The 13,748-nt window shown below is 45.1% G+C and carries 11 protein-coding genes, 1 tRNA gene and 1 riboswitch; of the genes, 3 read left to right on the forward strand and 9 right to left on the reverse strand.

Features of this window, described 5'->3' with window-relative positions:
* Positions 1 to 34: 34 nt before the first annotated feature.
* The 6 genes from QTO06_RS15160 to moaA all read right to left on the reverse strand — a co-directional run bounded on the left by QTO06_RS15160 (position 35) and on the right by moaA (position 5,048).
* Entirely contained in the window at positions 35 to 1,666 is a 1,632-nt protein-coding gene (locus tag QTO06_RS15160) for an ABC transporter substrate-binding protein (protein WP_009707278.1), read from the reverse strand.
* A gap of 561 nt (positions 1,667 to 2,227) precedes the next feature.
* Positions 2,228 to 2,683, reverse strand: a complete 456-nt coding sequence (gene moaE, locus QTO06_RS15165; protein ID WP_331408759.1) for a molybdopterin synthase catalytic subunit MoaE — start codon at positions 2,681 to 2,683, stop codon at positions 2,228 to 2,230.
* 1 nt (position 2,684) lies between these two features.
* Positions 2,685 to 2,942 carry a molybdopterin synthase sulfur carrier subunit gene (gene moaD / locus QTO06_RS15170; RefSeq protein WP_331408761.1) on the reverse strand — a complete coding sequence of 86 codons (258 nt, stop codon included), beginning with the start codon at positions 2,940 to 2,942 and terminating at the stop codon, positions 2,685 to 2,687.
* Positions 2,942 to 3,418, reverse strand: coding sequence for a cyclic pyranopterin monophosphate synthase MoaC (gene moaC / locus QTO06_RS15175; RefSeq protein WP_005439664.1), 477 nt, complete (start codon positions 3,416 to 3,418; stop codon positions 2,942 to 2,944). Before moaC ends, moaD begins: the two co-directional genes overlap by 1 nt.
* A 26-nt stretch (positions 3,419 to 3,444) precedes the next feature.
* Positions 3,445 to 3,957 carry a molybdenum cofactor biosynthesis protein B gene (moaB, locus tag QTO06_RS15180; RefSeq protein ID WP_005433210.1) on the reverse strand — a complete coding sequence of 171 codons (513 nt, stop codon included), beginning with the start codon at positions 3,955 to 3,957 and terminating at the stop codon, positions 3,445 to 3,447.
* A gap of 101 nt (positions 3,958 to 4,058) precedes the next feature.
* Positions 4,059 to 5,048, reverse strand: a complete 990-nt coding sequence (moaA, locus tag QTO06_RS15185) for a GTP 3',8-cyclase MoaA (protein WP_331408763.1) — start codon at positions 5,046 to 5,048, stop codon at positions 4,059 to 4,061.
* A riboswitch (molybdenum cofactor riboswitch) is annotated at positions 5,037 to 5,170 on the reverse strand. Its footprint overlaps the gene before it by 12 nt.
* A gap of 175 nt (positions 5,171 to 5,345) precedes the next feature.
* Between moaA and QTO06_RS15190 the strand changes: the two genes are divergently transcribed.
* Positions 5,346 to 6,239, forward strand: coding sequence for a YvcK family protein (locus tag QTO06_RS15190; protein WP_005439666.1), 894 nt, complete (start codon positions 5,346 to 5,348; stop codon positions 6,237 to 6,239).
* 97 nt (positions 6,240 to 6,336) lie between these two features.
* On the opposite strand, the gene luxU is transcribed toward QTO06_RS15190, so the two are convergent.
* From luxU to uvrB, 3 genes are all read right to left on the reverse strand, one after another.
* Positions 6,337 to 6,681 (reverse strand): quorum-sensing phosphorelay protein LuxU, encoded by a 345-nt coding sequence (gene luxU, locus QTO06_RS15195; protein ID WP_331408764.1) that lies wholly within the window; start codon positions 6,679 to 6,681, stop codon positions 6,337 to 6,339.
* Positions 6,678 to 8,081, reverse strand: a complete 1,404-nt coding sequence (gene luxO, locus QTO06_RS15200; RefSeq protein ID WP_005439670.1) for a quorum-sensing sigma-54 dependent transcriptional regulator LuxO — start codon at positions 8,079 to 8,081, stop codon at positions 6,678 to 6,680. The genes luxU and luxO overlap by 4 nt, the downstream gene beginning before the upstream one ends.
* Before the next feature lie 325 nt (positions 8,082 to 8,406).
* Positions 8,407 to 10,437: an excinuclease ABC subunit UvrB gene (uvrB, locus tag QTO06_RS15205; RefSeq protein ID WP_331408765.1), complete on the reverse strand. Its 2,031-nt coding sequence runs from the start codon at positions 10,435 to 10,437 to the stop codon at positions 8,407 to 8,409.
* Positions 10,438 to 10,996: 559 nt separating this feature from the next.
* Here uvrB and QTO06_RS15210 point away from each other — a divergent pair.
* Positions 10,997 to 11,072, forward strand: a tRNA-Asn gene (locus QTO06_RS15210).
* 374 nt (positions 11,073 to 11,446) lie between these two features.
* Positions 11,447 to 13,744, forward strand: a complete 2,298-nt coding sequence (gene pflB / locus QTO06_RS15215; RefSeq protein ID WP_331408766.1) for a formate C-acetyltransferase — start codon at positions 11,447 to 11,449, stop codon at positions 13,742 to 13,744.
* Positions 13,745 to 13,748: the final 4 nt, after the last annotated feature.

Genomic DNA, 13,748 nt, shown 5'->3' on the forward strand with positions numbered 1-13,748 from the left:
GGGCCTTATTCTTATAGTCTTGAAGCGACTTTAATTAGTCTGCTTTGATGTAAAGATCTTTGGTGTAGATCTTTTCTTCCGCGTTGTTAGCAGGGAAACCACCAACGTGCGGGTTTAGTAGACGAGAACGAACGTACTGGTAGATAGGCGCGATAGGCATATCTTGAGCCATCAGTTGCTCAGCTTCTAGGTAGATCTTGGTACGCTCTTCTTCTGAAGTCGACTTAATCGCTTTGTCGATCAGAGCATCGTACTCTTTGTTACCCCAGTGCTGACCACCAGTTGTGTTCGAACTAACCATAAGGGTTAGGAATGAAGATGCTTCGTTGTAGTCGCCACACCAACCAGCGCGTGCTACTTCGAAATCACCTTGGTCTTTCGTAGATAGGTAAGTTTTCCACTCTTGGTTTTCTAGCGTTACGTCTAGACCTAGAGTTTTCTTCCACATAGAACCAAGCGCTACGGCAAGTTTCTTGTGGTTCTCATCTGTGTTGTATAGAAGAGAGAACTTAAGAGGGTTGTCTTTGCCGTAACCCGCTTCTGCCAATAGGCGTGCCGCTTCTTCGTTACGCTCTTTTTGCGTCATCTTGCCGTAAGCTGGTAGCTCAGGGTTGAAGTGCGCAGTGATTTCAGGCGTCAGGAAGTAAGCAGGCTTCTGACCTTGGCCAAGAATCGCGTTCGCTACGATGTTACGGTCGATAGCGTAAGAAATCGCTTTACGAACGCGAACGTCGTTGAAAGGCTCTTTCTTAGTGTTGAATGAGTAGTAGTAAGTACACAGGCTGCCTTCAACCGATACTGACTCTGGGTGCTCTTTCTTCAGACGCTTAAAGTGCTCAGTCGGCAGTTTAGACGTGAAGTCGATTTCACCAGATAGGAAACGGTTCATTTCAGCAACGCCGTTTTCGATTGGAAGGTACGTTACTTTGTTGATAACAGTTTTGTCGTTATCCCAGTACTGTTCGTTACGAACAAGCTCTAGACGCTCGTTCACAACCCAGTTGTTTACTACATAAGCGCCGTTACCTACGAAGTTTTCTGGTTTCGTCCATTGATCACCAAACTTCTCTACTGTCGCTTTGTGTACTGGTTTCATTGTTGTGTGACCAGCCATCATTACAAAGTAAGGAACCGCTGTGTCTAGCTCAACCACAAGTGTGTGGTCGTCTGTCGCTTTAACACCTAGCTCGCTCTTGTCTTTTTTGCCCGCAACGATGTCTTTCGCGTTTTTCATCTTGGTGTATTCCATGTACCAAGAGTATGGCGAAGCGGTTGCAGGATCGACTGCACGCTGCCAGCTGTATACGAAATCTTGTGCTGTTACAGGATCGCCGTTAGACCATTTAGCGTCTTTACGTAGGTGGAAAGTGAAAGTTTTGTTGTCTGAGGTTTCCCAGCTCTCAGCTACACCAGGGATAGTGTCGCCGTCTGCATTTTGGTTCACTAAGCCTTCAAGGAGATCACGAATCACATGCGACTCAGGAACACCTTGAGATTTGTGCGGGTCAATTGTTGCAACTTCGGTACCGTTACCGCGAACGATTTCTTGTTTCTCAGCAAGTTTAGTGCCTGCTGGAACGTCAGCAGCGAAAGCGGTAGTAGAAGAGGCAGCCACTGCCAGGCCAGCACCTAGAAGAAGGGCTTGGGTGATTTTGTTCTTATACATGCGTAAAACTCCAAGTTTTTCATTAGCATCCATGACTTCTCTGCAAGGGACTGGAACGGTCAGAATTTTAGAACTTTTTAGCGCACTTTTTGAGCACAAAATACTAAAACCTTACAAAGACTGCGGCACACATTAGCAACCATTGAAGTAATTTGCCATAAAAATGTAGCAAAAAAAATAATAATTCTGTAAATAGTGCCTATATTTAGCAATAAATACCGCACAAAAAGTATTGAGTAGAGAAATACAGATTCGCATGGTCATTTGACAGGCAAAACTTTCGATAAATCTAAATTCAAACTCTTTGATAGCATCTTATGCTAGATATACGTACAAAAATTAACATTTATGACACATTGAGTCTAATTAATAATTGCATATATCTCGTTCGATATTTTTTATTGTGAACAAGGTCACCGAGAGGAGAAAGAGAGGAAAAATGGTGGTTTTGACGGCAAGTGAGAGTAGAAAATGAGCTCGCTTTTTACGCTAAAAAAACAAAAAGCCAGACGCTATTAACATCTGGCTTTGAACGATTTGCTAGCAGAATAAAAAACTGCCCTACTTTTCCCAGCGCTGTGCAGCTTGATGATCGGTATCGCGAGACTCAATCCAGCGGTTTTCACTGGTGGTGCGCTCTTTTTTCCAGAATGGTGCTTTAGTCTTTAGAAAGTCCATAATGAACTCGCAAGCATCAAATGCCGCACCACGGTGGGCGCTCGAGACACCAACAAACACAATCTGGTCTCCAGTATCTAGATCACCAACACGATGAATCACGCGGACACCCAATAACGGCCAGCGAGATTCCGCTTCGTCACAGATGTCGATTAGGCTTTTTTCTGTCATGCCCGGATAATGTTCTAAGTGAAGACCAATGACGTTGTCGCCAAGGTTCATATCACGGACTTTACCGATGAAGGTTACGACCGCACCAGAGGCTGTACCTTCTGATAGGCGTTGGTATTCTTGATCAACCGAAAAATCTTCTGCTTGTACAGAAACACGAGAATCCATCTTACCCCCCTGTTACTGGCGGGAAGAAGGCAACTTCATCGCCTGCTTTCACCTCAGTCTCTAAAGGGACGATAGATTGGTTTACCGCTGCCAGTAACTTACCTGGTTCTAGCGCTAAATCCCACTTGCCTTCTTTGTCAGCACCTGACTCAACAAGGTGAGCTCGAATGGCTTCTACACTATCAAACTGGCCTTCAAGTTCTAGACCATCCATACCAACTAGCTCTCGCGTTTGAGCAAAGAAAAGTACTTTAATCATTATTCCGCCTTGAAGTGTCCAGATTTACCGCCCGTCTTCTCTAGGAGACGAACTTGTTCAATAACCATGTCTTTCTGCACCGCTTTACACATATCGTAAATCGTTAATGCCGCCACTGAAGCCGCCGTCAGCGCTTCCATTTCTACGCCTGTTTTACCCGCTAGCTTACATACAGATTCGATACGTACTTTGTTTTCTGCTTCGATAGCTTCCAGTTGAACTTCAACCTTAGAAAGCAACAGAGGATGACAAAGAGGAATCAAATCCCATGTTTTCTTAGCTGCTTGAATACCAGCAATACGAGCCGTCGCAAACACATCACCTTTGTGGTGTTGGCCTGAAACAATAAGTTGCAGTGTTTCTGGAGCCATGTGCACGAACGCTTCAGCACGTGCTTCACGAACGGTTTCCGCTTTTGCTGACACGTCCACCATGTTAGCTTCGCCAGACGCGTTGATATGTGTAAATTGGGTCATTGTTTTTCCTTCGCTTTTAGGAAAGGTTATACAGATAGGTGTGGCATGAAGTTACAAGGACGGTGGCTTGCATCTAGCTGTTGCTTGATGATCTTCGTCCAACCAGTACGACACGCACCAGTAGAACCCGGCATTGCAAAGATAACAGTGTGGTTAGCGAAACCAGCAATCGCACGAGACTGAATGGTTGAAGTACCAATCTCTTCGTAAGAAACCAAACGGAATAGTTCACCAAAACCTTCTACTTCTTTATCAAATAGTGGCTTAAGTGCTTCTGGCGTGCTGTCACGTGAAGTGAATCCCGTACCGCCAGTGATCATGATTGCTTGTACATTTTCGTCAGCAATCCATTGAGAAACGATCGCGCGGATCTTGTACATGTCATCGATAACGATCTGCTTATCTACTACGTTGTGACCCGCTTCTTTTGCGTGTTCAACTAGGTAACCACCAGAAGTGTCGTTTTCTTCAGTACGAGTGTCAGATACCGTCAGAACGGCAATGTTTGCAGGTTGAAATTTGCTTTCAGCGTGACCCATTTGTTCACCTATTCTCTATTTTTGCTTTGATACGCAGAGTATCGATTCTGGAAAAAATCATCGAAAGCCACGTCAGCTCCCGATGTGAAATCTGATTGGAATTAACCGCCGATAGACGCAAGATGTGGCGTCATACCTGTGTTGCCATCGTGCAAGAAGTGACTCACGGATTTCGTTTGCAGCTGCGCTTGAATACGTTCAATCAATTCATTTTCTTGCTCGTCACGCTCTAGTAGGTCACGCAGTTCCACGCCATGTTCACCGAACAGACACAGATGCAGTTTACCCAAAGCGGAGACACGAAGTCGGTTACAGCTCTCACAGAAGTCTTTTTCGTATGGCATGATCAGGCCAATTTCACCCTTGTAATCTGGATGAACAAATACCTGTGCAGGACCATCATTATGAGAACGTACTTTGAGTAACCAACCATTGGCAATTAATTGATTGCGGATAGCGACACCAGAAACATGGTGCTTAGCAAACAGATCATCCATTTCTCCCGTCTGCATTAGCTCGATAAAACGCAGTTGGATAGGACGGTCTTTAATCCAGTTGAGGAAAGCAGGTAGCTCGTTGTGGTTAAGGTCTTTCATTAGTACCACATTAACTTTGACTTGCTCATAACCCACTTCAAATGCACGTTCGATACCATTCATCACTTCAGCGAATTTATTTTCACCTGTGATTTGATGGAACATACGCGGGTCAAGGCTATCCACACTCACGTTGATGTTGGTCAAGCCAGCTTCACGCCAGTCAGCAACTTGTTTCGCCATGCGGTAACCATTGGTCGTTGTCGCTACCTTTTTGATACCCGGCGTGGTTGCTACTGAGTGGATAATGTCAGTAAAGTCTTTGCGTAAACTCGGCTCACCACCTGTGATACGTACCTTTGAGGTACCACAATCTGCAAACGCTTTTACAACACGTTTGATCTCTGGGAGAGAAAGAAATGACGAGTTTTTATTGCCCGATGGCTTGTAGCCGTCAGGAAGGCAATAGGTACATTTAAAATTACAAACGTCAGTCACTGACAGACGCAAGTAATAGAACTTACGATGAAATTTGTCTTCGAATTGTTGCGCCACGGAACACCTTTCCAAACACGGGAGGCATAATCATTTCCAAGTATGCCCTTGTGACAGTATGTCACTGGCTCAAGACGCTTATCCTAGGACTTAGCATAGTGAGCTCGGAGTTATGGCAACCAGAGGAGGTAAACCCCTGATAGCTTTGCCGTGTAAAATACTTAATATTTGTAATGGAATCCAGACTTGAGTGATAAAAAACTCTCTAGAAACACAATTTACCGCTTAGTGAGTACCCCTTTGGCACTCATTAAGTTAAATTGTAGTCGTTTTTTACAAGATTATTAGAAGAACGTAATGAATATCTACACCGATAAGAAAGTGGTCGCAGTTGGCGGTGGTCACGGTTTGGGCCGTATGTTGGCGGCATTAAAAGATTTTGGCAGCAATGCAACGGGCATTGTGGCGACAACCGATAACGGTGGTTCAACAGGCCGTATCCGTCATTGTCAGGGTGGCATTGCTTGGGGTGACACGCGCAACTGTATCAATCAGTTGATCACTGAGCCATCAATCAGTTCTATGATGTTCGAATACCGATTTAAAGGTACAGGTGAACTCGACGGACACAACCTCGGTAACCTAATGCTGACCGCACTGGATAACCTATCGGTACGCCCTCTCGATGCCATCAATCTTATCCGCAATATGCTGAAAGTGGACGTTCACATTCTTCCTATGTCTGAGCACCCTTCCGATCTCACCGCGTTATCAGTGGATGGGCAGTGGGTGACCGGTGAAACCAACGTTGATGAGATGGACACCGATTTACGTCGCCTCGATCTTTCACCAGAAGTTCCTGCAACGAAAGAAGCCGTGACTGCACTGGCAGAAGCAGACGTAATTATTCTTGGCCCTGGCAGCTTCCTAACGAGCATCATGCCGCCACTGCTGTTGCCAGAACTTGGTAAGGCGATTGCCGCTAACCAAAAAGCAAAAGTCATTTTTGTGGCGAACTTAAGCCCAGAATATGGCCCTGCAGGTCGAATGACGATGAAGCAAAAGCTTGAATGGTGTGAGCGCGCTTGCCAAGGCAGAAAAATAGATGTTGTATTAGCAGAAGAGACTGAACAAGAAGTTCTAGATAACTGGAACGTTGTCACTGAATCATTAGCGTCGACTAACCGCGATTGGCGTCACGACCGTGAAAAGCTGAAGCTTGCCATTGAGAGCCAACTGCTCACTGATTAACCGTCATTAAGCAAAGTTCATAAAAAAGCCCTTCCACATCGGAAGGGCTTCTTGTTTATAAACAGCTGTTATTGCTTTATTTGGTTATCTGAGTTGGTCACTTTGTCCAAGAACGGTAAGTATCGCGAGTCACATGCAATAAATCGAGCATCTCACCAACTTCACTCCCTTGCTCTTGCAATTGATTTGCTTTGGCTTGCTTATCAATGGCAATAGCCAGTTCACACAGTCGATCAGCACCAAAACTCGCTGCGCTGCTCTTCAACGCGTGGCTTATCTCTTTTAAGTAAACCAACTGCTCAGTACCTACAAGAGTGGATAGGTTGTTGATGTAGGTGTCCATTTCCCCAAGAAAAATATCAAGCAAAACAGGAACATTATCACGGCCAATTTCGGCAGAGAGTTCTTCAATTTTTTGCTGATTTAATACGTCCGTACTCATACGTTCTGTTTTTCGTCCTTGCTATTCCAAGCTTGCAACTTGCGATAAATCGTCGAAGGGCTGACATCTAGGTAGCCCGCAGCGCGTGGAATGTTGCCGTCACACGCCTGAATCGCCTGCTCGATGGCCATTTTTTCAGTCATCCAAAGCGGCATAATGTCTGACACCGTCATGATTTCAGGTTCAATAAATTTTGAAATCGATTGACGAACCACTGGTTGATTCAGTGGTGGTGGCAGCATGTCCAACGTAATTTCTTTGCCGTTGTTCAGTACCACGATATTACGCAGTACGTTTTGCAACTGACGAACGTTACCCGGCCATTCGTAACTGTTGAAACGTTCAATCACATCTTGTGCAAAACGGATAAAACTTTTGCCTTCCTCGTGAGACATATAGCCCAGTAGCGAATACGCAATTTCAATCACGTCTTCGCCGCGCTCACGCAACGGTGGAAGGTGTAAAGGAATCACGTACAAACGGTAGTACAAGTCTTCACGGAAACGGCCTTCTTGCACTTCTTTCCAAGGGTCGCGGTTGGTCGCACACACGAATCGCACGTCAACACTCTTCATCTTTGAAGAGCCCACTTTTTGGAAAGTACCCGTTTGGATAAAGCGCAATAACTTAGTTTGAAGATCTAAGTCCATTTCACACAATTCATCAAGGAACAGCGTGCCACCATCGGCAAGCTCTGCCGCACCTTGGCGATCATTCGCAGCACCGGTAAACGCACCTTTTACGTGACCAAACAATTCACTTTCAATTAGATCTTTTGGGATCGCAGCACAGTTAATAGCGATAAACGGCTTATCACCACGTTTGCTTGCTGCGTGAATGGCTTCGGCACACACTTCTTTACCGGTACCACTTTCACCCGTGATGAAAATACTCGCTTTACTACTCGCAGCGGAGTCAATGGTGCGGTAAACCTGCTGCATGGTTTGGCTACTGCCGATAAAGCCTTGGTAATTTTGGTTACCTGGGTTATCCGCTTCATTCTTAAGCTTGGTTGCTTTGCGAATTGCGTTGTTCACCGTGACACGAAGACGGTCGGCTTCACATGGTTTGATTAAGAAGTCTTGAGAACCATGACGCATCGCTTCTACCGCAGTATCGATAGAGCCATGAGCAGTCATAAAGATGATTGGCACGTCTGGGTGGCTTTTCTTCACCGCGTGCAATACGTCCATCCCCGTCATATCAGGTAAGCGGAGATCGAGCAGAATAAGATCGGGAATTCGATGGTTCAGGCTTTCGATGGCGTCTCTGCCTGTTCCAACAATATTAATATCGATGCCGAGAGGCGTCAGGTAAGAACGATACAATGCCGCTACGGATGCGGTGTCTTCTACCATTAGTAGATAACGAGACTTTTGACCTTCTGTTATTTGTTGCATAGCCTAGCCGATTTTTCGTTGTGTTTTAAATAATAATCGCATTACGCTTTGCATTTTGCAAATAATCATTTGTTAGACTGTGGGTATTCTAAACAAAGTAAACCGAATATCAACAGGTTAAATTATGGCACAAACCATGCTGTATACTCTTTGACCCCTCGGGTCACCTAGCCAACTGACGTTGTTAGTGAACGACATGTTCACAAAACGAGCCAATAGACCCGACTGCCTATTGGCTTCTTTTTTGTCTATTGAACAGGGAATAATAAAATGCCCAAGCACCGTCTGTAGACACAAGCACTTGGGCATTATAAGGCGCGTTGAATTAGCTATTGGCAATGAACTGAGCGCGCAACTTCTCTATCTCATCACGTTTTTGGGCTGCCAACTCAAACTCTAGATCTTGGGCGTGTTGGTACATCGCTGCTTCCAAGCGACTGATCTCTTTCTCCAACTGCTGCGGAGACATAACCTCATAGGTTTGCGAAGGTTCTGCCACTTTCGATAGCGGCACTTGCTTAGTATTGCGCTGACGCTTCGACTTAGTGATATCACCCAATTCCATGATGTCTTTAATATTGCGCTTCAAGGCCTGAGGCTCAATACCCATCTCTGCGTTATACGCTTTTTGCTTCTCACGACGACGGTCAGTTTCGTCCATCGCTTTCTTCATCGACTTAGTGATCGAATCCGCGTACAGAATCGCTTTACCCTCGATGTTACGAGCCGCACGACCAATGGTCTGAATCAGCGAGCGTTCGGAGCGCAAGAAACCTTCTTTATCCGCATCCAGAATTGCTACCAGTGAAACTTCTGGCATGTCCAAACCTTCTCGTAACAAGTTGATGCCTACCAGTACATCAAACTCACCTAAACGAAGGTCGCGAATGATTTCAACACGTTCTACCGTATCAATATCTGAGTGAAGGTAACGAACTCTCACATCGTGCTCATGTAGGTATTCGGTCAAGTCTTCCGCCATGCGCTTGGTTAACGTCGTTACCAGAACACGCTCATCTTTCGCCGCTCGAATTCGAATTTCAGACAACAAATCATCAACCTGGGTCGCTACCGGGCGTACTTCCAACTCTGGGTCAAGCAGACCTGTCGGACGTACCACCTGATCAGCAATTTCATCGGCTGATTTTTCAAGCTCGTAGTTACCCGGTGTCGCCGAGACAAATATCGTCTGCGGAGAAATCGCTTCAAACTCTTCGAACTTCATCGGACGGTTATCCAATGCAGAAGGCAGGCGGAAACCAAACTCCACCAGCGTCTCTTTACGTGAACGGTCACCTTTGTACATGGCACCAATTTGCGGAACTGTCACGTGGGACTCATCGATGATCAGCAAACCATCGTGAGGCAAATAATCAAACAGTGTCGGTGGTGGCTCACCCTCCGCTCGTCCACTCAAGTAACGAGAGTAGTTTTCGATACCTGAACAGAAGCCCAATTCGTTCATCATTTCAATATCGAACTGAGTTCGTTGGCTGATGCGTTGTTCTTCTAGAAGCTTGTTGTTATCCAGAAGCTGCTTCTTACGTACTTCAAGCTCGTCTTTAATGCTTTCAATGGCATCAAGAATACGCTCACGTGGCGTAACATAGTGCGTCTTCGGGTAAATAGTATAACGTGGCAAGTCGCGCTGCTTGACCACACCAGTCAATGGGTCGAATACGCTGATGCAATCAACTTCATCGTCAAACATCTCTACGCGCACAGCATCTTGGTCTGATTCGGCTGGGAAGATGTCAATCACTTCACCTCGAACACGGAACTGGCCACGTTCAAATGCGACGTCATTGCGCGAGTATTGCAACTCTGCAAGACGACGTAGCATATCGCGCTGATCAATCACATCACCGCGACGTAAGTGCAACATCATTTGTAGATACGATTCGGGGTCACCCAAACCATAGATAGCCGATACCGACGCGACAATAATGGCATCTTTACGTTCTAGTAGTGCTTTTGTAGCGGACAAACGCATTTGTTCAATATGCGCGTTAACTGAAGCGTCTTTCTCTATAAAGGTATCCGTGGTCGGAACGTACGCTTCTGGCTGGTAGTAGTCGTAGTACGACACAAAGTATTCCACCGCGTTATTGGGGAAGAAAGACTTCATTTCGCCGTACAATTGAGCAGCTAAGGTTTTGTTAGGGGCAAGAAGAATCGCTGGTCGCTGTGCTTCTGCGATAACATTTGCCAATGTGAATGTTTTACCAGAGCCAGTTACGCCCAATAATGTCTGATGGGCAAGACCTGCATCTAACCCTTCTAACAACTGCTTAATCGCGGTTGGCTGATCACCGGATGGTTGATATTCAGAGACCAGTTCATAAACTTTACTCATACCCTTCCTTATATTTACTGCACTTTGGCTGTATATATATACACCTTGTTAGATGAAATCTACGTCTATTTTAGATTTATAGCTCATTGTAATTAATTTTTGCGCTTTCTTTACTTTGATCTAGCCTTACTCAGGCGACTCTGTTATAGTCTTTCGCCCTAGTTGATGAACGTCCCCAAATCATCACAATTTAGTTTCCACAACTTTTCCCCAGAAACACCCAATATTATCCTTTATCCCCAAAAGACCAAATCTTATCCACTTTAAGCAATTTTGCGTCGATTTAAATAAATCACTGTTTTATATGATTATTCAGTGCATATTTTTGATTAAAAATTCAAAACAAATCAGCACTGTTGCATATAAAAGATCTTTACTCAGATCTCATCAACATACTTATCCACAATTTTGGTGGATAACTAACTCCAGCCCTTTACTGATAAGGCATACAAAAAAGTAAAGAAAAAAAAGCACTATTTTTTGCTAGAAATGTGTATTTTTGGTGTTGACAGAAATATAGGTGCTCGGTAAGATTCGACCCGCTTTCAAGCAAAGCAATTCCTCCTTAGCTCAGTCGGTAGAGCGACGGACTGTTAATCCGCAGGTCGCTGGTTCGAATCCAGCAGGAGGAGCCAAATTCCCGAAAAGCCCAGTTGAAAGACTGGGCTTTTTTCGTATCTGCCCTTCTTGAACGTTAACATCAAGATAAGCGCTGTATCGTTTCATCAATACGTCTCTTTGTAAGTCCGGCTGCCTTAAGCTCTTTCGTCAGCAGTTTGTACTATCAATTCGCCCACAAGTTCACTGTATCCACAATAAATTTGCATCTCTCAAGGCAATTTAAATACATAAGCCATTGAATTTTAGATTAATGCAAATTAATCATTCAAAAAATGAAAAGCATTCATTTTACTCATAGATAGTAAATCCATACGATTGACAGGGTTAAGAATGGTTCCGTCCTACTCGTCGCCTCCATTCTATTTATCAATAATTTAGGGATTTACTAATGACTATTCCGACGACTGATATGCTAGACGCATGGACTGGATTCACCGCTGGTGAGTGGCAAAACTCTGTCAACACTCGTGACTTCATCCAAAAAAACTACACACCCTATGAGGGAGACGAGTCCTTCTTAGCCGAGGTTAGCGAATCCACTTCAGCATTATGGAACCAAGTGCTTGAAGGTATTAAACAAGAAAGCCGCACACACGCTCCTGTTGATTTCGATACCGATCTGCCATCAACGATTACTTCTCACGATGCGGGTTACATCAACAAAGCTCTGGAAAAGATCGTGGGCTTACAAACCGATCAGCCTCTAAAACGTGCAATCATCGCTAATGGTGGTATTCGCATGGTGAAAAACTCGTGCGAAGTTTATGGCCGCGAGTTGGATCCAACGGTTGAAAAGATCTTCACTGAATACCGTAAAACTCACAACAAAGCGTGTTTCGATCTTTACACCAAAGAAATCCTAGCGTGTCGTAAATCAGGCATCATCACTGGCCTTCCTGATGCCTATGGTCGTGGTCGTATTATTGGTGACTACCGTCGTATCGCCCTTTACGGTATCGACTTCTTAAAAGCGGACAAAAAAGAGCAATACAACTCGACACAAACTTTCCTAGAGCGCGGTGGCGATCTTGAGAAAACGCTTCGTCTACGTGAAGAAATTGCAGACCAAGTTCAAGCACTTGAAGACATTCGTCAAATGGGTTTGAAATACGGCATTGATATGTCGCTACCTTCAAAAACAGCGCAAGAAGCGATTCAATTTACCTACTTTGGTTACTTGGCCGCAGTTAAATCACAAAATGGCGCAGCAATGTCATTGGGTCGTACATCGACTTTCCTAGATGTTTACCTAGAACGTGATATCGCAAATGGCTTGATTGATGAATCACAAGCGCAAGAGATGATCGACCACTTCATCATGAAACTGCGCATGGTTCGCTTCCTTCGTACACCAGAATACGATTCATTGTTCTCTGGCGACCCTATCTGGGCAACAGAAGCGATGGCTGGTATGGGGGTTGATGGCCGTACGCTAGTATCTAAGACGACATTCCGATACTTACATACGCTACATACTATGGGTCCTGCTCCTGAACCAAACATGACGATTCTTTGGTCAGAGCAATTACCTGAAGCGTTCAAGCAATACGCGGCAAAAGTGTCAATTGATACCTCTTCTGTTCAATACGAAAACGACGATCTAATGCGTCCTGATTTCGACAATGACGACTACGCGATTGCATGTTGTGTGAGCCCACAGATTGTTGGTCAGCATATGCAGTTCTTTGGTGCACGTGCCAACCTTGCAAAAGCGCTGCTTTACACTATCAATGGTGGTATCGACGAAAAATCGAAAGCGCAAGTGGGTCCGGTAGTGGACAAAGTTCAAGATGAAATTCTCGACTTTGACGCTTTGATGCCACGCTTCGACAACATGTTGGAATGGCTTGCAACACAATACGTCACAGCGTTGAACATCATCCATTACTCACATGACCGTTACAGCTACGAAGCATCGCTGATGGCATTAATGGATCGCGACGTGCACCGCACTATGGCGTGTGGTATTGCTGGTCTGTCTGTTGTCGCTGACTCTTTGGCGGCAATTAAATACGCGACCGTGAAGCCTGTTCGTGATGAAGATGGCATCGCCGTTGATTTTGAAATCGAAGGTGATTATCCAAAATTTGGTAACAACGATGTCCGTGTTGATGACATCGCTTGTGATCTGGTTGAGCGCTTCATGAAGAAAATTCAGAAGATGCACACCTACCGCGAAGCAGTGCCAACTCAATCGATCCTAACGATCACATCTAACGTGGTTTACGGCAAAAAAACGGGTAATACACCAGATGGCCGTCGCGCAGGTATGCCTTTTGGCCCGGGTGCAAACCCAATGCACGGTCGTGATGAAAAAGGGGCGGTTGCGTCTTTGGCATCGGTATCTAAACTGCCGTTTGCTTACGCGAAAGATGGTATTTCTTACACCTTCTCAATTGTGCCTAACGCACTGGGTAAAGATGAATTAAGTCAGAAGAAAAACCTAGCCGCCCTAATGGATGGTTACTTCCATCACGAAGCAAGCAACGAGGGGATTGCAGTTGAAGGTGGTCAACACCTTAACGTCAACGTTCTGAACCGAGAGATGTTATTGGATGCGGTTGAACATCCAGAGAAATACCCTCAGTTGACGATTCGAGTGTCTGGTTACGCGGTACGTTTTAACTCGCTAACTCGAGAGCAACAACAAGACGTGATCAGCCGAACTTTCACAGAAAAACTGTAATCGC

The sequence above is a fragment of the Vibrio sp. M260121 genome (assembly GCF_036533715.1).
Taxonomy (GTDB): Bacteria; Pseudomonadota; Gammaproteobacteria; order Enterobacterales; family Vibrionaceae; genus Vibrio.

Excerpts from the sequence above, each read along its gene's own strand:
- QTO06_RS15160 (WP_009707278.1), bottom strand. The coding sequence starts at position 1,666 with ATGTATAAGAACAAAATCACCCAAGCCCTTCTTCTAGGTGCTGGCCTG.
- moaE (WP_331408759.1), bottom strand. The coding sequence starts at position 2,683 with ATGGATTCTCGTGTTTCTGTACAAGCAGAAGATTTTTCGGTTGATCAA.
- moaD (WP_331408761.1), bottom strand. The coding sequence starts at position 2,942 with ATGATTAAAGTACTTTTCTTTGCTCAAACGCGAGAGCTAGTTGGTATG.
- moaC (WP_005439664.1), bottom strand. The coding sequence starts at position 3,418 with ATGACCCAATTTACACATATCAACGCGTCTGGCGAAGCTAACATGGTG.
- moaB (WP_005433210.1), bottom strand. The coding sequence starts at position 3,957 with ATGGGTCACGCTGAAAGCAAATTTCAACCTGCAAACATTGCCGTTCTG.
- QTO06_RS15190 (WP_005439666.1), top strand. The coding sequence starts at position 5,346 with ATGAATATCTACACCGATAAGAAAGTGGTCGCAGTTGGCGGTGGTCAC.
- luxU (WP_331408764.1), bottom strand. The coding sequence starts at position 6,681 with ATGAGTACGGACGTATTAAATCAGCAAAAAATTGAAGAACTCTCTGCC.
- luxO (WP_005439670.1), bottom strand. The coding sequence starts at position 8,081 with ATGCAACAAATAACAGAAGGTCAAAAGTCTCGTTATCTACTAATGGTA.
- uvrB (WP_331408765.1), bottom strand. The coding sequence starts at position 10,437 with ATGAGTAAAGTTTATGAACTGGTCTCTGAATATCAACCATCCGGTGAT.
- pflB (WP_331408766.1), top strand. The coding sequence starts at position 11,447 with ATGACTATTCCGACGACTGATATGCTAGACGCATGGACTGGATTCACC.